Below are 19,347 nucleotides of genomic sequence, written 5' to 3'. Positions count from 1 at the left end.
ATGGGACGTGCCAATTTAAGGCCGTCGCAACCCTAATCGATGACCGCGCCGCGGTTGACGGGAGTCAACTGCTCTCGCTTTTTGTCCCGCGCCCTGGCTTTGAGCACTCCCAAACGACCTTCTATGGCGGAAGACGAGCGCCGGAGCGCGAGGCCGATCGAACGCGTCGACTTCCCCGCCGATCGCAACTGCAGAAGCCGCCGGTCGTCCTCCTCGGTCCATTTCGTATTGCTCTTGAGTGGCATTAAATCGCGCCTCTTGGATAAAAGCCGAGATCGTTAAAACTTGGCATCGTTTAAAAGGCCCCCGATTGCGCCGGAGCCTGACTATCGAAGAGCTGCGTCGACCTTCGATCCGGTCCACGATTCAACTTCAACGCGACGTCATGAGTTCCTTATGAATTCGACGAAATCGAATACTCAAAAGCCTATCTGAGCGTCAGCGTGCGGATTGAACGCGCTGAGGAATCTGTGGACGTCTGGCAGATTCCGTTTCCAATCGAGTGTCAGCGATGGCTTTAGTTACTTCCGACCCAAACAGGAATATCTGCGCAGAGTAGTAGGTCCAGAGCAGGATTACGATCAAAGCGCCCGCGGCTCCGTTGCCCGAACTGGTCGCGGTCGTCCCCAAATACCAACCGATCATGCTTTTGCCCGCCGTGAACATCAGCGCTGTCAGAAATGCGCCAGTGCGGACATCCCGCCATGCAATCGGGGTGTCTGGCAGGACCTTGTAAATGGCGGCGAACAAGGCCGTGAAGAGGGCGATCGACACCAGAGTATTAATGGTCGACAGGATCAACGGCGCCAGGCCGTTCTTGCTGCCGAGATACTCCGCCAGAGCCGAGAGGCCCGTGCTTGCGGCAAGCGAAACCATCAACAAAAACCCGAGTGCACCTACCAGGCCGAGACTCGTTGCCCGGCCCCGGATCATCGAAAAAAATGGTTCGTCGGGAGCTTTGGTCTTCCAGGTGGCATTCAAAGCGGCCTGCATTTCCCCGAACACCCCTGAAGCCGTGACCAGCAGCATTACAATGCCAAAGATCGTCGCCAAGGTTCCGGTTTGCGGATCGCTGGACTTGGCGAGCATCGATTTGACCAATTCCCCACTTTGTTGTCCAAGAATCCCAACAATTTCCTGGATGAGGCCATCGCGGACCGAGTCTTGTCCAAAGGCAATGCCCGCGACGGCTACCACGATCAAAAGGACCGGGGTCAGCGAAGTGACGGCGTAAAAAGACATTGCCGCGCCGCGGCTCAGGGCGCTATTGGCGATGTAACCCTGGACTGCGGACCTGAGAATCTTCCAAGCGTCTGACATTCAGTTGCTCGATCAAGTGCGGCAGCTCTGTAACTTGGCCGAAAAAGAACGGTTCCATCGCGTTCGGAAGCGGCGACAATGAGCGTTAGGCAATGGCTACCACCGATCCTGCGGAACAGGATTTGGACCCCGACATTGTCTTTTCGAACGGAGGTTTCCATGGGATTAGCAGTCTATGAAATTTTCGGCAGGGCCGGCGAATGGCGGGTGCGACATGACGGATTCGCCAGGAACGTCTATCAGACCAAGGAATCGGCTTTTGAGGCCGCTGTAGCTGCGGCATCGCTGGCCCTGCGCCAAGGTCACGAGGTTCGCGTTACCGCTCCGGCCACTGAGACGACGACCGGCGCTGCAAACTCGGGCTAAGGGTCCGATGCTGGGCGCTGCCTGCCACGGAACGGTTCGAATACTTCGAACCTATTGTTCTTGACGGGTTTTTCCCATCGCACGTTTGGCAACCGCGGCAATGAGGGCCTCAAGCGATCTCGGCCCAACATTCTTACCCAGCTGATCCGCCTTGCTCCCCAGCGCGCAAATGATCACGTCGGCCGTAGCCACCTTCCGGGAAAGTTTTCGGACCGTGAAAGCAGCCCTTGCTTCCGACACCTCCTCGAGAAAACACACGCATACTGTCTCTGCATTCCCCGCATCAACTTCGGTATCGGCCCCGGAGACGCGCGCATTGTATCCTTCGCGCTTAAGCGCGTCCGCGACGATCAGCGCCACGCAATCGTCGAGCCGTCCCAAGCCCGGTACGCAAAAGACGGGCTTCCCAAGTTCGCGCGCGTCAATGTTGACGACCTTTCCCTTCGCAACTTGACCGTCCCCTGCTCCCCCTTCTTCATTGATTTCGTGCGAGGCGACATCCTCTAGGATTTCGGAAACGGTCTCGTGGATATTCTCAAGCCGAACATCGTCAAGGCGACCGAGCGCGGCATCTGCCTCGGCCAGTCTCAGCGCGCCTAAGAGGATTTCCTCGTGATAGGCCCTGATCGGACCTTCCTTCAGGAACCCCCGTGCCTGCTCAAGCTTCACTCGATCACCTCGTCGACGAGCGGCAGCAAGGTCGCAGGTACTCTGGCGAAGCGTATGGCCAAGGAATAATTCGCGCCTTCACTTGAAGCCCGCCTCTAGCAAGCCGACACGAAGTGCGGCGATCCCATCCTTTGCGGCCTCCTGCGATGCATCAGCTCACGCTATATCTTCGGTCTCGCGCAGAAGCTTTCGCTTGTCGTTGATGAAATAGTAGCTGGATGATTAACCGATCAATCCGCGCCCCTTCAGTTCGGTCAGGGTTCGACTTACGTTTTCGCGCGCAACGCCCGCCATTGCCGCGATATCGCTCTGCCTGATCTTGTGGAGAATGACAATTCGTCCGGATTCCGTCTCGCGACCGAGATGCTCCGCTAGTTCGAGCAGCGCGCGCGCGACCCGGGCCTTGACGGACAGGAAGCTTGCTGCTGCCATCGCATTATCGGCCTCGCGCAAGCGTGACACCAGGGTGGAGACGAGATCGCTGTAGATTTCGGGATATTCTCGTAGGCAACTGACGAACGCTTCCCGGCCCATGTAGCTCAACTTGCAGTCCCGGATCGCGACCACGGTGGCCGATCTCGGCAGCCCGTCGATGATCGCGAGTTCTCCGACGATCGAGCCCGGGCCAAGGATCGTCAGTATCCGCTCGTCACCTTGAGGCGAAGCGATGCTGACCTTGAGCAGGCCCTGTTCAAGCCGATAGCAACCATCGGCGACGTCGCCAGCCTCAAATAGCACTTCTCTTTCGGCGAGCGATTGCGGCTTCGCGTTTGCCAACAGGCTCTCGGAAAACTGGATCGGCAGGTTCGGCAATATGCCGGAGAAGCTGCGCTTTGAGGGCACACCTGTCGTATTACTTCTGGTTTTCGGTGAGAGCTTTCGTGCCGCCATGGGATGGAACAATGGTTCAGCAAGACTTAAAAATTTGGATTATTTTGATTCATATCACAGACGCGCCGTCGCTGCGGGTATACAATTCGCAAGCGGGCTGAACTGGCCGGGAGATCACGGCGGGTCGGGCGCAGAAAAAGAACGCTCATTCGGCAGCTTGCGCCGTCGCTAAACCTGCGAAGGCGGCCCGAAACGAACGTCGGTTAGCGTTAGTAGGGGGCTGCTTATGCGCATCAATGTGTTGATTGCAGACAGCTGTCCAGTGGTCGTGCAGGGTTTGAGGAAGGCGCTGGGAGCGCAACGAAACTTTAAAATTGTTGCGTGTTGCAGTGACGGCATGAGCTGCATCGAAGCAATTGGGAATTTAAGGCCGGATATCGCCGTTCTCGACATCTCAATGCCTGGCCTGACCGGGTTGGAACTTCTCAGCATCGTTAGCTCCGAGGGTTTTTCCACGCGGGTGGTCTTTTTCACCGCGTCTGTTGAAGACAGCGAGTTGGTCGAGTTAGCCGCTGCCGGTGCCTACGGCGTCATTCAGAAGAATGCGGCACTGGAATTTCTGGTGAAGTCGCTGCAGCAGGTCGCCGATGGGCAGAGGCTGTTCCCGCTGCCTTGCTCTGATCAGGTATCTCGGGAGCAAAGCGCGGTCACTGCAGCGTTAACAAACCGAGAGCACCAGATCATGTGCTTGGTGTCCGAAGGCTTGTCGAACAAGGAAATAGCCGTCGACTCAATATTAGCGACGGTACCATCAAGGTGCATCTCCATCACATCTATGAGAAGTTGGAAATCAGCAACCGGACAGCGCTGGCAGCGGTCGCTATCTCCCAAAAATCAAATTCTCCAGACAACAAAACGGGCATTGGCTAGCTCCTAACATAGCAAGGTGGTTAAGCGAGAAGGTTAGCATCGTCCATAATTCCGCCTGCGTTTCAAACCGACCAGACGGCTCGCGCGCGGACTATTGCAATTTTATTCAATTTGTTCGCACCCGTTAGCCATACTGCGATCTGCCCGGCGCTTGCGCCGGGCTTTTCGTTTAGGATGTGCATTGTTTGGTGCAAGGGAAAAGACATGCACAGCGTCGCCGAGTATTTGGAGACGGCAGCCCAGTTCGATGACCTGGCGAGACTGACCTTCGAACCGGCCCTCAGAGCACGCTACGCTCACGTGGCTGAATGCTACCGCCTCCTGGCCAGCGAGCTGCAACGGCTGATTGAAACAGGTGCTCTCAAGCCCGAACAGCCGTAACCCGTTTGTCGGCCCTAGGTGCGACCTAGCGGATTACCCCTCAATTCCGCTGTTTGCTCACCGTTGAGCCATACTTGATCCCGCCCAATTTGTCATTGTGCGTTGCTTGGCGCTGGGGACAAGGACATGCGCAGCGTCGCCGAATATTTGGAGAAGGCTGCCGAGTTCGATGAACTGGCAAGATCGACCAGCGAACCGACATTAAAAGAACGCTACGCTGATGTGGCTGAATCCTACCGCCTTTTGGCGATCGTGCGGCAACGGCTCATTGAGACAGGTGCTCTCAAGCCGGAACAGCCGCCGTAACCCGTTTGTTGATAGCGTGATGGCAGGCATCATAGCGCCTGTTATCGTTTCGCGGACGATTGGAAGTTCGGTGTCTCAATGTCCGCTCTGGGTCTTGGCTGTGTAAAAACGCAGCAGCGAGCAAATCGCGGAGAAAAGCATTTCTTCAAATGCCCATTCAGAGCGTGTGAGGAGCATACTGAGCTGCGGCACGGCGACATCTGAGAATCAGATTCTCCACGGTTTGTAAGATCTCACGTTTTTACACCGCCAGGGTCAAAGTGAGAAGTCCGGGCGTTCAACAGGCAGGTCGGCTTTACCCCCAACTCCGGACATGGCCTTGCACCGCGCAAGCTGACGCTTTGTGCCAGGAGCTGAAGTCGCCCTCCTCACTCGATCACATCGTCGGCGCGGGCGAGAACGGTTTGCGGGACAGCCAACGTCATTGCTTTCGCCGTCTTCAGGTTGAGGATCAACTCGTATCTGGTCGGCTCCTGCACCCGCAGTTCGCCCGGCTTTTCGCCGCGAAGGATACGATCGACATAAGAAGCGGATTGGTGAAACAGCCCGATGAAGTCGGAACCATAGGAAACGAGTGCGCCGTTCTCGGCAAAGAAGCGAAGCGGCCCTACGGTCGGCAGCCGCGCCTGCAGCGCCAATGCGAATATCAGCTTACTGTTGTTAGTCATGAAGACGTCAGGGAGAGCGACAAGCCCTGCGTGAGGTTCGCGCGCGAGCGCGGCGACCGCGCTCTCGATCTCCGCTTGATCGCCCACCGGCATGGGCTCGATCGCTATCCCCAACTTGGGGGCAATCTCCTGCATGACCGGCAGGAAGATGGAATACGGCGCTGTCTTCGGGTTGTAGATGACGCCGATTCGGTTTGTGGCGGGTGAAAGCTCTTTTACGAGTTCGAGCCACTTTCCGGCGATCGGCGCATTGAAACTGGTAAAGCCAGTGATGTTGCGCCCCGGCTTCGACAGGCTGGCGCCATCGCCAACCGGATCACTTAGACCGGCGAACACTATCGGGACTGCATCGGTGGCGAGCTTGAGCGAGCGCGCTGTAGGCGTGTTAGTCGCGAGGATTACGTCCGGATTCAACTTCACCAGCTCTGTCGCATAGGCGCCGATTCGATCCGCGTCTGCACCGCCCCAGCGAACGTCAAAAATGATCTGTCCCTCTCGCCAACCTGCCTCGGCGAGCCCCGTGGCGTTAAGCCTTTTACTGGGGAGCTGCCCTCTCGCACTCGCGCAAACCGCAGGCGGCGGCAGCTCCGCTGGAGCATCAAGCGCCGGCGCCGTCGCGCGGCCGCCCAGCAGCCGGACATGGTGGCCGGGCGAACGCCGCGACGCGCGCGCGCGTGTTTCGCCGGGGGGTTTTGCCATCGCAAACTCTATCATTTCGACTTCTGTTCGATATTAGGTCCGACACGTTTACCCTGAATTTCACCGCTAACTAAGAGCAGGACTAACGTAATCGCTCCCAAGGCGAGGCGACCGCCAACTTTTGACGGTCCGTTTCACCCATGAGCCATAAAAATCCAGAAACCGCGACCTGGTGGAGGAGCGCCACGCGTTCGTCTTTTGAGATCGGTCTTATGGGCGCGGCGGGCCGGGGTCGCCGGCGATTGTTCTCCACACCGGCGGCCCCACATTCCGAATCGGAGCCAAGAAAAACCCCGCCGGTGAAGGGGCGCCCTCATCGCCGAGCGAGAGGCAGTGCTAACCGTTCGTGTGGAGCACACGCCTACTCAGTATCAGCCGTCTTTGAGAACGTCCTTGACGTAACCCACCGGCCATTGCTCCCCGAGGGGTAGAACGCGGACGTTCGAATTGTCCGAGCCGCTAACAAGCGCGTGAGAGCCCCCGCGCGTCAGCGGCGAACGACGCCGACCCTCAGGCCTGGCTCGCCGATGTGCTCGCTCGCATTGCCGCACACCCCACTCACAGGCTCGATGAGCTGTTGCCTTGGAATTGGAAGACTGTTCAACAGCAAGGCCTTGCGATGCAGGCGGCTTGATGGGGCACGTCAACAAAGTCAGCCACGTGTTCACTCTCGGCCATGTCGCCGAGATGCTTGGAGAAGACGAGGAATGGCTGTTCGAGGTCGCCGAAGAAATGGACCCCGAGGATGGCCAGCTATGGGTCGTCGGCGTCGGTGAAGACGGGGTGATGGCGTTCACCGATGACGGGATCGAGAACCTCAAAGACCTGATCGCAATCCACAAAGATACCCCCAGCATCATCGAAAAACGCCGCCAAGCGCTCGCTGCGATGATGAAGCCGAAGACCGAAGAGTCCGACAAGATCTAACTGCTAACCGGATAGATCAGCGCGCTTGCGGCCTACAGCGCATGGTTACGGAAAGATCATCGCCACACATTCAAAACGGCGGCGTCGCGTCGAGTTTCTCGATTTCATGAACAGCGTGGCCGCCGCTTTTCCAGACCGCCAGCTTCACGTCATCCTCGACAATCTCAACACCCATAAGAAGAACGAGCACTGGCTCAAGGCCCACCCCAATGTGCATTTTCACTTCACGCCGACCAGCGCGTCCTGGCTCAATCAGGTCGAGGTATGGTTCTCGATCTTGCAAGGGCAGTCGCTCAGCGGCGCCTCCTTCACAAGCCTACAACAGCTCCAGGAGCACATCGATGCCTACATCAAAGCATACAACGACAGAGCTGAGCCGTTCGTCTGGACCAAGAAAAAGGTCCGGCAACGCAGATTCAAAGGCCGACGTATCACTCAGCTCTGATTCCGGGTACTAGGCGCTTCGGTCCGATGTGCAACCTTTATTCAATCACCACCAACCAGGAGGCGATCCGCCGACTGTTTCGCGTTCTAAACCGCTACGTCGGCAATCTACCGCCGATGCCCGGCGTATTTCCCGACTACCCAGCGCCCGTGGTGCGCAACGCCGGCGATGACCGCGAACTGACAATGATGCGCTGGGGCATGCCGCCGCCGCCGAAGTTTGGCGGACCGCCGGTTACCAACATCCGCAACATGTCCTCACCGCACTGGCGGGGTTGGCTGAAGCCGGAAAACCGGTGCTTGGTCCCGTTCAACAGTTTCGCGGAATACGCGCCAGAACCAAATCCGGTAACCAAGAAAAAGGACGTAGTCTGGTTTGCCTTGAGCGACGATCGACCGCTGACGGCCTTCGCCGGCATCTGGACCGAGTTCAAGGGCGACCGCGGCACCAAGTCCAAGCCGGTCCCCGGCCCTCACCTTGTCTATGGCTTCCTGACGACGGCGCCGAACGCCGTCGTCGAACCGATCCATCCAAAGGCTATGCCGGTGATCCTCATTACGGACGAAGAACGCGACGTTTGGATGCGGGCGCCTTGGAACGAAGCGAAGGCGTTGCAACGGCCGCTGCCGGATGACGCGCTGAAAATCGTTGCCCGGAGCGCCGTCAAGGAAGATAACGCGGCCACATGAAAACGGCCGCCTCAGTTGTGGCCCCGGAACCGGACCGGAGGACACCCGTTAGCCTGTATCATCGATCCTTCCCTCGGCATCTATTGATGACAGAGAGCAGCGTGCTCCCGCCCTAAGCCAGCGGTGAAGCCATGTGCGAAGAATGCATCGAACTCGATAAGACAATTGCGAAATATCGTGAGATCAACAAGCAGGGCTTTGATCCGCTAACAACCAACCGGATCGCGCAAGCCATCGTTGAATTGGAAGCGCGAAAGGTGGCTTTTCATTAGTGCGTAATTGAAATGGCGAGGCGTTAACGCCGGCCGGAGCCGAGCTGTTCGCCGGTACAGGCCGAGAGGCCGCCAACTGAGGCGGCCTCTGAGGAACTCCGACCGATCGATCGCAATTATGATGGCAGGCCGGTCATCGCCTTAACTGAGGGGCAATTGGAAGTGGTCGGCTTAGGGGTCGCCGGTTTTGCATCGACATCCCACCGGCGACCCCGAATTCTGGTTATGTCCGCCGACACCGATCCGGCCAAGCGCGAAATGTTCGACCGGCTGGCGAACCACCTGTCAACCCTCGCCGATCAGGTTGAGGAAGCCATGATCCGAAGCAAGACGGCGCCGGAATAGCAGCTCGCCGGAGCGCGCCAAGGTCAAAAGGAACAAGCGGGCAATGGCCGGCGTTGGCGCAGGTGTCAGCTAGACACGTGCATACTTAAACTGGCCTCAGCGCTTTGGTCCCCCCGAAGGCGCTGGGGCCGTTTTTGTGGCGGCGCGCAAGCCGGTACTGAACTATTCGCCTAGCCTTTGCGCTGCAGCCGCGGCCAACTCGGCTTTCTTCACCTTCGCGATCAGGGCATCCCTTTCGGGGCCGGGAGGCGCCAAACTGGCGGCCGTCTTGGCTTGATCAGCAAATCTCTGCAGGCGCTCTTCGAGCGAGCCGGCTGGTTTGATACGATTGCGCTTGAGCTTGACCCTTTCGTCCATAACCTCAGTCCCTCTAACGATCCTTCCGCACATCAAAAGCCACATCTCGGAAAATGGTTCCGGAACAAAAGAACCTGACATAAGCTTGAATTCCCGGTTCTGTGGTGTGGAGTTGTGTCATGCGTAGTTCGGGCTGGACGCCGTCAATCGTGCCCAATGGCGACGATCAGACGGTCTACCTGGTGAAGGACGACTTAGGCCGCCTCGGCGCCGTCTGGGGCGAGGCCGATGCGGAAGCAACCGACCTCGAAACCGTCATCACTGACCTGCTGACCGGCCAGTACAAGGACCCAGTCAGGGTGATCGCCTTCAACATCGCCGAGCACTGGGCGAAGGACGTCTCCGAAGACATCGCCCAGGAGCTGCGCCGGCGCTGCGACCTGCAATTGCGCGACGTGCCGTCCAGTATTCAGGATTTCGTCGAACGTAACGAAGGTCATGACCGGCACCAACTCACGCTTCGTTTGGTCTGATGGCATTCCAGCGCAACAAGTCGGCGGCGATCGGCGTCAAGGCACCCTTCCCCGGTTTCATTGAGCCAGCTCTTGCAACATCGATCGAGAAGGTGCCGAGCGGCGACCGCTGGGTCCACGAGATCAAGTTCGACGGCTATCGCGTCCAGCTTCACATCGCCAATTCGGACGTCAAGATTTTTACCCGCAACGGCCACGACTGGACCAAGCGCTTCAAGAAGGTTGCTGATGACGCATTCCACATCAGCGCGGCTTCCGCGATCATGGACGGCGAAATCGTTGTGCCCGCCGCGGACGGCAGCACCGATTTTTCGGTGTTGCAGAACGAATTGAAGGGCAAGTCGGCCCGGATCGTAATGGTGGCCTTCGACCTGCTGTATCTCAACGGCTACGACCTGCGACAATTGTCGTTGAGCGAGCGCAAGGCACATCTGAAGAAGCTGATCGCCAAGACCAATATTCAGTTCAGCGAGAGCTTCGAGACCGACGGCCGGAGATTTACGCGCACGCCTGCAAGGTCGGCCTAGAAGGCGTCGTCTCCAAGGTCGCCGACAGCCGCTACACGTCCGGGCGGGGCAATGACTGGGTCAAGAAGACCTGCGCCCAGCGCGAGACGCTAACGATCGCCGGCTTCGCGGTCGACGGCACCAAATGGGACGGCATCTATCTTGGCCGGCGCAAGGGCAAGGACTTGGTCTACGCCGGCAAGGTCGACCATGGCTTCGACAAGACCTCTGCCGCCGAGCTGCGGCGCCGGCTGACGCCGCTAATCCGTAAAACCCAGCCCTACGCAAAGAAGATCGCGCACAAAGGGATTTGGGTCGAACCAGATTTGCTGGCGGAAATCGAATACCGCGCCAAGTCAGCCGAGGGTAAGTTGCGGCATCCGTTCTTCAAAGGGCTGCGAGAGGACCTATGAACGAACCACTGCCCGAATTCGACCGCGACGAAGTTATCGTTTGCATGGTAATCGCGTTCGGACTTGGTGGTGCCACTCTGGATTTAATTTACAGGTTCTTCGGGTGATCCACAATGTTCCGCGGAACTGCCAAACGATGGACCGTGACTGATGATAGACAGCTATTGCAGCTGGGCGAACAAGGAATATCCGACGCAGTCATTGCCCAAACTCTGGGTCGATCTGTCACCGCTATCAGGTCTAGGCTTTCGATTTTAAAAAGCCTTGGCCAGCTTAGTACCCGTCACCAGAGCCCGCCGTGGACGCCGGAAGAAGATGAGAGCCTTCTGAGTCTCGTCGAAGCCGGAGCGTCATGGTCACAGATTGCCGATGAAATAAATCGCCCGGTCGGTGGTGTCCGACACAGGGCGATCATGTTGAAACGAATGGCAGAGAATTAAGTGTCCTTCTCAAGGAACGCGTCTACCGTTCGCAATACACAGCTGTGCCTCGATTGCCCGATCAGACCACCCCCGGTTCGAAGAAGATCGCGGCTCGGCTTCCACGCACTTGCCCGGACAATCATGCCCAGCCCTCCCTGCCAACCTACGCGGGTTAGCCCGGCCTTGGCACAAGGGCCGGACCCGCACGTTACGATACAGCCGCTTCTGTAGGGCGCGTACTTGCCCCGCGGTTAGGCCCGGCGTCGCCTTCCTCAGCCCGCCGTCGGGCCGCCAGCGGGTTCGACGGGCGGCCGGGCATCCGTTTGGAACCGGGCCAAAGCCCAAACGCCACGACTGAAGTTGACGGCGGCACGCCAAATCGGCTTTTGCTTGCCACATGCCAACGAGACAAGAACGCCTCGCCGACCATTTCATCCGGGCCGCCGGGATCGCCGCGGTCCATGTCGACGCGACCGGTGCGATCGGGGCCGACGACGGCGCAGGCATGTTCGGGCCGGCCGACCGGACTGTCTATTGCTGCGCGGCCGGCAATCAGGCGAAGGTCGCCGCGCTGGCCGCGGCGAGGACCGCGCCCGGATCGGGCTACGCCGCAGCGCTGGCGGCCGTCCATGCGGCCGCAGCTGAAGCCGGCGTCGCGGACTGACCCCGTTCTCGAAGGTCGTTCAGCGGGCATTTGCGGCGGTCGAAGTGGTAGAGACCCAGATCGCGGAGATGCAGCGAGCGGGCGATCTGAAGGACCTGAACCGGGACTTCAAGGCAGCCCGGGCGGCCGATACGAAGCTACGGTATCACGACTATCTGCACGTCCGGAAAGCCGCGATGTTGGAAGCGCTGGCGATCAAGTCGTCCGGACGGTGACGGATGCCAATGTCGACGTCCCCGGGCAAAGCCCGTCCAAGTATCGTTCCCAGCTGCCGGGCTTGTAAATCAGCACAGCCGTCCGGGTCTGGTCCCACGCGATGCTCAGGACTTTCAAGCCGTTGAACCGGATCAGGATCGTGTAATCAGTGGGCCGGGCAGATTTCACAGCCGCCGGCCCGCTTAGATCGCGCGGGTAAACAGTATTCTATGCCAAGGCGACCGCGCTCGTATTGGACGATCCGCCGCACCCCGCGCTTCGTTTCGAACATGCAGACCGGGCGGCCTTCGATGCGGGCGAGGTGTACCGCACGATCGCGAAGGTGCTTGGCTCTGTCGGTTCGATCATTGGCTGGCTTTGTCCGCGTCCATTGTCCTACCGATCATATGGCAGGCGGCGGCCGAAGCCGCCGCCGTTGCTGCGTCAAGATCATATCGTCAGACCGGTCATCGCCGCCAGATCGCGGAATGGGCGATGCCGTCATCATCGAGAATGTCGACCTCTCCGTCGATCACCCATGCCGCGGGTTGGTTCCAAGCGCCCACCTGATTGACCTCCTGGTCCCGGGAGCCGAGGCTGGGTTCGCCACAGACGTCCGGCTCCCAGCCGTCGTGTTCGGCCTCAAGGTCGTCGCCCGGGGCGTTGCCGAACTGGCCGGCGTCTGTCCAGCCTAAGGATGGTTCGTCATCGCCCTGGCATTCTTCGAGATCGGCACGATCGCCCTCTCCCCAGCGGGTCTGATCGGCCGGCGCGCACGTCGACCCGACCGAGGCAAGCGAGGGTTCGGAACTTCCATCCTCTTCGAGGTCGGGATCATCGGTCGCATCAAGGAACGCCAGCAGGCGGTCTATTTCGTCCTGGGCCTACTTGCGAAGGCGGCCGATCGCCTGAAACAGCGTTTCGGGCGTGACATCGGTCGGGAGGTAAAGGCCGCCGGGGGCGGCGCCCACCGGTGGATTTCGCGGGGGAAGTGCAGACGTGTTTTCAGGTGGCGTGCTATGCACGCTGTCAGCCTCTAGCATGGGTCGCTCCTTGCTCGGGGTTAGGCCTGTCGCGGTGTTTCGACCACCGCGGCGGGCCGCTTGTTTTTCAAGCTTGAAAACGGTAAGACCAAATTATGAAAAAGGCAACGCCAAAAACGGCCGGTGGTGCAAGACGTGGTGCGGGGCGCCCAGCGACGGGCCGCGACCCTACCCGCACGATGCGCTTGTCTGACGAATTTATCGCCACCGTCGATGCTTGGGCCGCGAGCCAAGACGACGAGCCGGGCCGCTCCGAAGCCATCCGCCGGCTCGTCGAACTCGGGCTGAAGGCAAAAAGCAAATAAATGCCGGCGCGGCCTAGTCACATCCCGCACGCGATCGAACGCGCGGCGTTACAAAAAATGAGCGTCGGCATGGGTCTGTCGAGCGACAAACTGTATCCGGCGGGCAAACAAACTATCGCGGCGATGCTTACCAAGGGCTGGATTGAGCGGAACGGTGGAAGTTATTTTATAACGGAAGCCGGTCAAGCGGCCTTGCGCGCTCTCATTCCAACCAAAGGCTGACCGATGGGTGGACCGCTACCGCTTCGACGTAACGACCTGATCGGGGGCGTTGCCGGATTTTTGGTGTGGACGACTACCCTCGCTCTGCGATTTGCGATCGGAAATTGGCGAGGGCTAACCGGATGACTTTCTCACATATTGCGCTAGCTACAGCCGCGGTGCTCACGACGTCTCTGGTTCACCAAGTGGATCTTAAAATGGGGTCGTCCGACGGCGTTCAGCGGCTCGAACAACTCTGGGTCGTGACCTACGTCGACAATGGCGGTCGAGAAATCGTTGCGCGAGCCAAGCTTACGACCGGCGATTATGCGCCGCTGATTGCGGCCGATGCAGCACGGTTAGAGAGTATAATTCCGGTCGCGCGCGAGATTGCAAAGGCGAACGACGTCACCCTTCAAATCGTCAAATTTTCCAACCGGCTCATCGTCGAAGAGATTAAGCCGTAAAAAGGCCCGTGCAGAAAGGGTCATCGGAATTCAGGCACGATCGCGTTGATCAGCCGAAGAAGCCGTCGCGCCCCAGTTGAGTGCCGCGTCTTGGACAGGACAGACCTGCCAAAAGGAACGGCCCCAGCCCGGGGGAGAGAGCTGAGGCCGTCTGGGGGCGTGCGATGTCTATTTCGACGGCCGATTAACGCCGGTCGTTGCCACTTGTTCCAGATTTTTTTGGTTCCAGTGTTATCTTTTGAACCGACGGGCTGAAAATACAATGGCGGCATTGCCAATCTAGGATGATGGTTCGCTTTCTGAACTGCCCGGCCTTGCGCCGGGCCTTTTCCATTGTGCCCCCGGGAACGAACACGACGGCATTTTTCTCTCATCATCCAAAATGATTAAGCCGTAAAAAGGCCTCCTGAAGGGGCGCTCTGATCCGCGGTCGAAGAAAGGCGAAGAAACGTTATGGGCTTGGTGACCGAGTTATACCCCGCGCTTGAATTGCCCCATGACACTCCGATCAGCCACGTTCGATTTCCAGCGAGAATACGCAATACGCCAATCGAAGCGGGCGTGATGACGGTCGGCGAAATACGCGAGATGACCGACCGCCAACTGTTAAGCTTGCAGGGTTTTGAGAAAAGTTCACTCGCGCCATTCGGCGTCGCGGATTTTTCGGGCTTCGTGGATATCCGTGCGAGACAGGCCCACGTCGGCGGCTGATGGTAGGCGTTCTGTAGGAGAACGCCTACGGCCCTCCCTAGCGCTTGCAACCTCGCCCCGCTCCTGCGCCGCATCGCATTCGTCGGCGAGGCGGCGCTTCGCCCTTGGGGTTCAGCCCCCGCCTAAGCCGCTGGGCGCCCCGCGCGCCGGCGTCGGCGCGACGTGCGCTGCCTACGGCCGACGATTTGCATCGGGAGAGGTGCAGAAGTCGAATAAACAGGGCATTCCGCGGGCGCGGTTTTCGGCGCTTCCGGCTCATCCGACGCGGTGGGCGGGTTTTCGATCGAGGCCAGCAACGCCCGCCCCGCCTCGGTAATCTGCCATCCGTGCGCGTCGCGTGTGACCAACGACAGGCTGAAGATGTCTAATCCGGGCGCGCGCGCCAGCAGCCGCTTTGTGCGATCGGTCCAATCCGGGCCGCTGCAAATGAGGATCGCCACCGCGCGTTTTAAGTCGTCGACGGATAACTCTCCGCCGGGGTGGCCCGCCAACACTTTTAAAACTGTGATCTGAAAACTCACCTGCGACCTCGGAGGCGAAAAGGACGACGATAGAGTATCGGGCGACGCGGTCTAGCATCTAGTGGTAGCGCGACGCGGACTTGACCCCAGAACCCAAAATAGGCTTTCCATCTGCCCATGCCGACCAACGCTGAACGCCGCCTAGCTCATCAATTCATCCGCAGCGTCGACGCCATCGGCGCCGCTACGATAAGGATGACGATGCCGGAAACAATCGCACCAACGGCCGGCAATGGCCGATAAGCCCAGCCGCGAACGCTTGGCATCAGTGCTGGCCGCGCTGTCCGAAACCGAGGGCAGAACGCTTCGGGAAATCCATGTCGCGATCGGAATTGGAGCGCGCCCGACGGTCGCCAGCTGCTTGCGTGTCCTCTGTTCCGAAGGGCGCGCCCGGTATGATGGGCCGGACGGCAGCCGGATTTATTTTCGCACCTGAAGAAATCGACGAAAACCTGATCCGCCGCGACTTGACGCCGTCGCAGCGTGCGAAGCTGGTTGCGAAGCGCAAGGCGGCTTATGAGGCGGTTTACCCTGAGACAAAGCGCGGCGCTGCCCGTGGCAATGCGGCCGCACGAAATGCGAAAGGGACTAGCGCCAACTTGGCGGCCGTATCCAGCTTCGCACGCGATGCCGCGTCCAAGACGGGTAAATCAAAACGCTCCATCGAGCGTGATGCGACCCGGGCCGACGCGTTAGGGGCGGGCCTTGACCGCGTCGCCGGGACGTCGTTGGACAAGGGCGCCGAACCGGACGCGCTGGCGGCGATGCCGGCCGCGACGCGGGGGCCGCCAGCACAGCGTGGCGCTTTTCACCGCCGGCGCCTTGCGCGCCGTGCCGTCCTTGACGGAACAGTTCGTCTCCGTCGTGATCGCTGCCAGATCACAGGAGAAGCCGGACAGCGCAGGCGCAAACAAAGCGCTGCATCTCCTGGGCCTTGAGCTTGGCATGTTCGTTAAGCGGAAAGAGACAGGCAAGCCCGGTGAGTTCGATGGCTTGACCATTGAGGACAAACGCGAACGGCTGCGGAGTATCGCGTCGCTGCTTGGCCTGCGGCAGGGTACGTAGCTCTATCACGACGGTGTGCAGGTCGGCGGCGCGTTCAATGAAGTCGTCGCTGGTGCGGAGGGCTTGAGTCGATAACTCAGGGACCGCGCTCCGTGAAGCCGCCCGGCTGTTACAGTCCCGTGTCATCCAGCCGGGAAATGCTTTCGGGCAAAGGAAGATGTTGCGATGACCGGCAAATACGCTCCGCCGGCAGTTACGATCCGGAGTTATCCGGATTCTCCGATCTGCGACGTCTTGGTTGTCGTTCGGGACCAGGAAATGATTCTCCGCTGCAGTGACTATCGCCAGGCGACGCAATGGGCGCGCCTGGAACGTAAGACATACAAAATTCCCGAACCTGATACGGGCTTTCCGGCCAATGAAGAAGCCGACGACCTGCCACTTTTTTTGCGTTCAGATAGAAATTGACCACCTTCCCGCCCGGGATGAATGCCCGGATTGCAAGGGCAGCGGTCATTTTGAGCTTCAATCCCCGTCGCTACATTTGGTACAGGCCTGCTTCGACCCTCAGTGGCCTCACATGGGAAGAATTGAGTCAAGGGAGGGATTCAAGTGCACATGAGTAAGGCTCCTGAGACTATTTCGGTATCCAAGGTCTGAGCTCGACTGCATGACGCGGCTCGTTTACGAGCACGATCAACCTCACATTCGGTCGCCGTTCGCAACGGCTGCACCAATATCCCGCTTGCGGCGGGCAAGGGCTCAGGAAGACGACACCATTCTAATTTTCGGTGCTTCAGGCCATGGCCACTATCGGTTCGTCCACCTGGATCCGCCAGGACTGATCAGGTCCCGGTAGATAACGGAATTTAGTCAATGTTTCTCAGACCTTCATCGCGGCGCCTTCAATAAGCACACCAGCGGTCACATATTTCCAGAGCGCGACGAGTAGCTTTCGCGCCAGTGCTACGATCGTTGTTTTCTTAAGTCGGCCACCATTGCGTTTGACTCGCGCCTCAAACCACAGGGTGAGCGCTGACCGCGGCTGATGGCGTACCCATAGCCAGGCGAGCTGGATCAGTGTTGTTCGCAGACGTGGATTGCCGGATTTGGACACGCCTTGCTCTCGATCAACTGCTCCACTCTGCCAAGGTGTCGGCGCCAAGCCGGCGTATGCGGCGACCTGCCGTCGGTTGTCGAAGTGTCGGAACAACCCTTCCGACCACAGGACGGCGGCGAACTCAGGCCCGATGCCCCTGATGTTGAGTAATAGCGCAGCCGGTGCTGGCGCAGAGGTTTCTTCTGCGGCAAGCAGCGCGTCCCGTTCGACCTCAACTGCCTTGATCTGCTCGAGCAGAAGTTCCAGCCGATTGAGTTCACGGCAGATCTGCGCCTTCAGATGCTTCGGCAATAGGCGACCATCCCCGGTCTGGAGCTCTTCCAGCTGCCTCCACCGATCTCGGCGCAGCGGCTCATAGCCGGATATTCCCTGCGAGAACAGTAGACCTTTGAGGCGATTTACGTGTTCAATCTGTTCGGCGATCAGCACCTTGCGCTCGCGGTAGAGGCGGCGGCGGTCTTCCTCCTCAGGTGTGGGCACCTTGACCATCGCGCACACCCGAGGTTCGCCGCGCTTGTACGCCAGTAGTGCCCGAACCAGCGCCTCGCCGTCAATTCTGTCGGTCTTCGCCCGCCGGCGTCGGCGCGATGTCGCGATCGAGGCCGGATCGACGATATGGCTATCAACGATATGGCTATCAATCCCTTTGCTCTGGAGTACCCGGTGAATCCAGAAGCCGTCGAGCCCAGCTTCTTGGATGACAATTATCTCAAAGCGTTTTCCGATCCGCGCCTGAGTTTTCTCCTGAAGTTGAGTAAAGCGCTCCAGTAGCGCGGCGATATCGCCGCCGCGCACCAAATGCTTTGACATTTTCTCGCCGCTGCCCGGCGACAGGGACGTAATTAGCCAGGTCGATCGACTCAGTTCCAATGACACGAAAATAGCGCCAAGATCGGTCCGGATAGCGGTTGGCGCTTCGGATCGGTCAGCAATTTGCATGGTCGCCTCCAGAGTGGGTGTTTTGCACGACCTCACTCTGCCAGAGTGCCGGTCGCTATCCACTCCCCATGGGATCTAATTTGATTTTTGCAGTGGCCCAATTTGAATGTTCACTTCGGAACCGACCGCCGGGCCGCGGCATATTAGGATCGGCAGTGCTCTTAACCCTACGGTCAGGACCGGTAAGCCCGAGGTGGTGTCATGCAGCGTCGCCGATCCGCCCCTCACACATTTGAAGAAAACATCGCAGCCGAGAAATCCAAGCTGGAAGCGCAAGTCGCCAAGCTCAAGCCCGGTCCACAGATGGACGGGCTCCTCAAAAAGATCAGAGCGAGAGACCGCATCCACATGAACGAGTGGCTTTCATCGCCCGGCTTGCAACCCCCGACTTAGCAGTAAGCCCGCCTCAGATGGCGGCCTCTTCCGTTCTTCGTGGTGTTCGTGCGCTGCAGTTTTGCAACACCTGCCGTGTTCCTCGGGCTGGAACCACGGTTTTGACTCCCCGCTCATAAAAATTTGGCTCAGTCTTTGACGACCGGGGCTGAACGGCGGATCAACCATTTTGTAAAACCAAATTATTTTGAGCCCGGTAGGTCGCAGCGCGAAAATGCCTGCGGCCTTTTTTGGTTTTTCCTGCGGGGCCATTGTGGTGCCAGCCGATCGGCACCGGCGCATGGGCGAGTCCGCCTGTCAAGAGAAACGGCCCCAGCGTAAGGGGGCAAGGCTGAGGCCGTTCCGGATCAGTTAGCGCCGCGGCGGTGGGCGCACCCGACTATTCCAAGATTTTTCTTCGGCCAATGGTTCAAAGGATTCTTTCTTAATTCGGCAACGCCTTGGTGCGTTATCCGGTTGCCATGTCCGACGATTATGCAGCCAGGTTTCGCAAGCAGGCCGAGGAATGCCGAGAGGAGGCCGCCAAGGCGGTCAGTCCTATCGATAAGGAGGCGTGGCACCGGCTCGGTGAGGAATGGCTCAAGATGGCGTCCTCAGTTGATGCTAGGCGTAGCTAAGTCCGCCCCAGATGGGCGAATTTAGCCTGCGGCTTTTAAGGACGGTCATGTGGTCTCTGGGACGACCCTCTAGACGACGCTGGTGCCGATGCCAAGCGTGCGACCAATCTTGAGGATACCGTCGTCCTTGGCTCGGTTAACCGCTAC

26 protein-coding genes and 3 pseudogenes are annotated in these 19,347 nt (G+C 59.1%); 21 read left to right on the top strand and 8 right to left on the bottom strand.

Annotated elements, in window-relative coordinates:
• Positions 1 to 32 precede the first annotated feature (32 nt).
• Together BLR13_RS27510 and BLR13_RS27505 are read right to left on the bottom strand one after the other, a co-directional pair.
• Positions 33 to 245 carry a hypothetical protein gene (locus tag BLR13_RS27510; RefSeq protein WP_074817470.1) on the bottom strand — a complete coding sequence of 71 codons (213 nt, stop codon included), beginning with the start codon at positions 243 to 245 and terminating at the stop codon, positions 33 to 35.
• Positions 246 to 438: 193 nt separating this feature from the next.
• A complete protein-coding gene (locus tag BLR13_RS27505) occupies positions 439 to 1,320 on the bottom strand; it encodes a YihY/virulence factor BrkB family protein (RefSeq protein ID WP_074817473.1) in 882 nt (293 codons plus the stop codon).
• A gap of 159 nt (positions 1,321 to 1,479) precedes the next feature.
• On the opposite strand from BLR13_RS27505, the gene BLR13_RS27500 reads away from it, so the two are divergent.
• Positions 1,480 to 1,686: a hypothetical protein gene (locus BLR13_RS27500; RefSeq protein WP_074817476.1), complete on the top strand. Its 207-nt coding sequence runs from the start codon at positions 1,480 to 1,482 to the stop codon at positions 1,684 to 1,686.
• 51 nt (positions 1,687 to 1,737) lie between these two features.
• Here the strand turns inward: BLR13_RS27500 and BLR13_RS27495 are convergent, their stop codons facing one another.
• Positions 1,738 to 2,355, bottom strand: a complete 618-nt coding sequence (locus BLR13_RS27495) for a hypothetical protein (protein ID WP_074817480.1) — start codon at positions 2,353 to 2,355, stop codon at positions 1,738 to 1,740.
• Between the two features lie 222 nt (positions 2,356 to 2,577).
• Positions 2,578 to 3,132 (bottom strand): Crp/Fnr family transcriptional regulator, encoded by a 555-nt coding sequence (locus BLR13_RS27490; RefSeq protein ID WP_171944933.1) that lies wholly within the window; start codon positions 3,130 to 3,132, stop codon positions 2,578 to 2,580.
• A 37-nt stretch (positions 3,133 to 3,169) separates the two neighbouring features.
• Between BLR13_RS27490 and BLR13_RS41140 the strand changes: the two genes are divergently transcribed.
• From BLR13_RS41140 to BLR13_RS27475, 4 genes are all read left to right on the top strand, one after another.
• Positions 3,170 to 3,418 (top strand): hypothetical protein, encoded by a 249-nt coding sequence (locus tag BLR13_RS41140; RefSeq protein ID WP_171944934.1) that lies wholly within the window; start codon positions 3,170 to 3,172, stop codon positions 3,416 to 3,418.
• A 54-nt stretch (positions 3,419 to 3,472) separates the two neighbouring features.
• Positions 3,473 to 4,123, top strand: a complete 651-nt coding sequence (locus BLR13_RS42650; RefSeq protein ID WP_433994232.1) for a response regulator — start codon at positions 3,473 to 3,475, stop codon at positions 4,121 to 4,123.
• Positions 4,124 to 4,320: 197 nt separating this feature from the next.
• The gene (locus BLR13_RS27480; protein WP_154070767.1) at positions 4,321 to 4,497 is read left to right on the top strand and encodes a hypothetical protein; all 177 of its coding nucleotides are present in this window, start codon (positions 4,321 to 4,323) and stop codon (positions 4,495 to 4,497) included.
• A gap of 126 nt (positions 4,498 to 4,623) precedes the next feature.
• Positions 4,624 to 4,803 (top strand): hypothetical protein, encoded by a 180-nt coding sequence (locus BLR13_RS27475; protein ID WP_074817487.1) that lies wholly within the window; start codon positions 4,624 to 4,626, stop codon positions 4,801 to 4,803.
• Between the two features lie 368 nt (positions 4,804 to 5,171).
• Here the strand turns inward: BLR13_RS27475 and BLR13_RS27470 are convergent, their stop codons facing one another.
• Entirely contained in the window at positions 5,172 to 6,170 is a 999-nt protein-coding gene (locus BLR13_RS27470; protein ID WP_157793725.1) for an ABC transporter substrate-binding protein, read from the bottom strand.
• A gap of 496 nt (positions 6,171 to 6,666) precedes the next feature.
• Between BLR13_RS27470 and BLR13_RS27465 the strand changes: the two are divergent.
• From BLR13_RS27465 to BLR13_RS27450, 4 genes and pseudogenes are all read left to right on the top strand, one after another.
• A pseudogene (locus tag BLR13_RS27465) lies at positions 6,667 to 6,804 on the top strand (transposase domain-containing protein); the annotation flags it as partial.
• Positions 6,753 to 7,097 carry a hypothetical protein gene (locus BLR13_RS27460; protein WP_349532521.1) on the top strand — a complete coding sequence of 115 codons (345 nt, stop codon included), beginning with the start codon at positions 6,753 to 6,755 and terminating at the stop codon, positions 7,095 to 7,097. The pseudogene BLR13_RS27465 and the gene BLR13_RS27460, both read left to right, overlap by 52 nt.
• A gap of 49 nt (positions 7,098 to 7,146) precedes the next feature.
• A pseudogene (locus BLR13_RS27455) lies at positions 7,147 to 7,542 on the top strand (transposase); the annotation flags it as partial.
• A 26-nt stretch (positions 7,543 to 7,568) separates the two neighbouring features.
• Positions 7,569 to 8,231: an SOS response-associated peptidase gene (locus BLR13_RS27450; RefSeq protein WP_074817494.1), complete on the top strand. Its 663-nt coding sequence runs from the start codon at positions 7,569 to 7,571 to the stop codon at positions 8,229 to 8,231.
• Positions 8,232 to 9,010: 779 nt separating this feature from the next.
• On the opposite strand, the gene BLR13_RS27445 is transcribed toward BLR13_RS27450, so the two are convergent.
• Positions 9,011 to 9,205, bottom strand: a complete 195-nt coding sequence (locus BLR13_RS27445) for a hypothetical protein (protein ID WP_074817500.1) — start codon at positions 9,203 to 9,205, stop codon at positions 9,011 to 9,013.
• A gap of 119 nt (positions 9,206 to 9,324) precedes the next feature.
• Here BLR13_RS27445 and BLR13_RS27440 point away from each other — a divergent pair, with 119 nt between their 5' ends.
• The 10 genes and pseudogenes from BLR13_RS27440 to BLR13_RS27410 all read left to right on the top strand — a co-directional run bounded on the left by BLR13_RS27440 (position 9,325) and on the right by BLR13_RS27410 (position 14,605).
• Positions 9,325 to 9,678: a hypothetical protein gene (locus BLR13_RS27440; RefSeq protein ID WP_074817503.1), complete on the top strand. Its 354-nt coding sequence runs from the start codon at positions 9,325 to 9,327 to the stop codon at positions 9,676 to 9,678.
• A pseudogene (ligD, locus tag BLR13_RS27435) lies at positions 9,678 to 10,597 on the top strand (non-homologous end-joining DNA ligase). Before BLR13_RS27440 ends, ligD begins: the two are co-directional and overlap by 1 nt.
• Before the next feature lie 113 nt (positions 10,598 to 10,710).
• On the top strand, positions 10,711 to 11,037 hold the full coding sequence (locus tag BLR13_RS42645) for a Myb-like DNA-binding domain-containing protein (RefSeq protein WP_074817506.1): 327 nt from the start codon (positions 10,711 to 10,713) through the stop codon (positions 11,035 to 11,037).
• A 379-nt stretch (positions 11,038 to 11,416) separates the two neighbouring features.
• Positions 11,417 to 11,683 (top strand): hypothetical protein, encoded by a 267-nt coding sequence (locus BLR13_RS27430; protein ID WP_074817509.1) that lies wholly within the window; start codon positions 11,417 to 11,419, stop codon positions 11,681 to 11,683.
• Positions 11,684 to 11,727: 44 nt separating this feature from the next.
• Positions 11,728 to 11,898 (top strand): hypothetical protein, encoded by a 171-nt coding sequence (locus BLR13_RS40440; RefSeq protein WP_157793724.1) that lies wholly within the window; start codon positions 11,728 to 11,730, stop codon positions 11,896 to 11,898.
• A gap of 468 nt (positions 11,899 to 12,366) precedes the next feature.
• The gene (locus BLR13_RS27425) at positions 12,367 to 12,573 is read left to right on the top strand and encodes a hypothetical protein (protein WP_074817512.1); all 207 of its coding nucleotides are present in this window, start codon (positions 12,367 to 12,369) and stop codon (positions 12,571 to 12,573) included.
• A 443-nt stretch (positions 12,574 to 13,016) separates the two neighbouring features.
• Positions 13,017 to 13,226 (top strand): hypothetical protein, encoded by a 210-nt coding sequence (locus BLR13_RS40435; RefSeq protein WP_143039656.1) that lies wholly within the window; start codon positions 13,017 to 13,019, stop codon positions 13,224 to 13,226.
• Entirely contained in the window at positions 13,227 to 13,448 is a 222-nt protein-coding gene (locus tag BLR13_RS27420; RefSeq protein WP_074817515.1) for a hypothetical protein, read from the top strand.
• Between the two features lie 122 nt (positions 13,449 to 13,570).
• Complete coding sequence (locus BLR13_RS27415) at positions 13,571 to 13,894, top strand: hypothetical protein (protein WP_143039657.1); 324 nt, start codon at positions 13,571 to 13,573, stop codon at positions 13,892 to 13,894.
• A 453-nt stretch (positions 13,895 to 14,347) separates the two neighbouring features.
• Positions 14,348 to 14,605 (top strand): hypothetical protein, encoded by a 258-nt coding sequence (locus BLR13_RS27410; protein ID WP_074817524.1) that lies wholly within the window; start codon positions 14,348 to 14,350, stop codon positions 14,603 to 14,605.
• A 122-nt stretch (positions 14,606 to 14,727) separates the two neighbouring features.
• Here the strand turns inward: BLR13_RS27410 and BLR13_RS27405 are convergent, their stop codons facing one another.
• Positions 14,728 to 15,126, bottom strand: coding sequence for a hypothetical protein (locus BLR13_RS27405; protein ID WP_074817526.1), 399 nt, complete (start codon positions 15,124 to 15,126; stop codon positions 14,728 to 14,730).
• Positions 15,127 to 15,924: 798 nt separating this feature from the next.
• Between BLR13_RS27405 and BLR13_RS27395 the strand changes: the two genes are divergently transcribed.
• Complete coding sequence (locus BLR13_RS27395) at positions 15,925 to 16,191, top strand: hypothetical protein (protein ID WP_074817533.1); 267 nt, start codon at positions 15,925 to 15,927, stop codon at positions 16,189 to 16,191.
• A gap of 165 nt (positions 16,192 to 16,356) precedes the next feature.
• Positions 16,357 to 16,599 (top strand): hypothetical protein, encoded by a 243-nt coding sequence (locus BLR13_RS27390; protein ID WP_074817535.1) that lies wholly within the window; start codon positions 16,357 to 16,359, stop codon positions 16,597 to 16,599.
• Between the two features lie 415 nt (positions 16,600 to 17,014).
• Here BLR13_RS27390 and BLR13_RS27385 read toward each other — a convergent pair whose 3' ends face one another.
• Positions 17,015 to 18,190, bottom strand: coding sequence for an IS110 family transposase (locus BLR13_RS27385; RefSeq protein ID WP_074817538.1), 1,176 nt, complete (start codon positions 18,188 to 18,190; stop codon positions 17,015 to 17,017).
• Positions 18,191 to 19,347: the final 1,157 nt, after the last annotated feature.

Origin of the sequence: Bradyrhizobium ottawaense (assembly GCF_900099825.1) — a bacterium.
GTDB lineage: Bacteria > Pseudomonadota > Alphaproteobacteria > Rhizobiales > Xanthobacteraceae > Bradyrhizobium > Bradyrhizobium ottawaense_A.
This window is presented reverse-complemented; position numbering and strand designations above follow the sequence as displayed.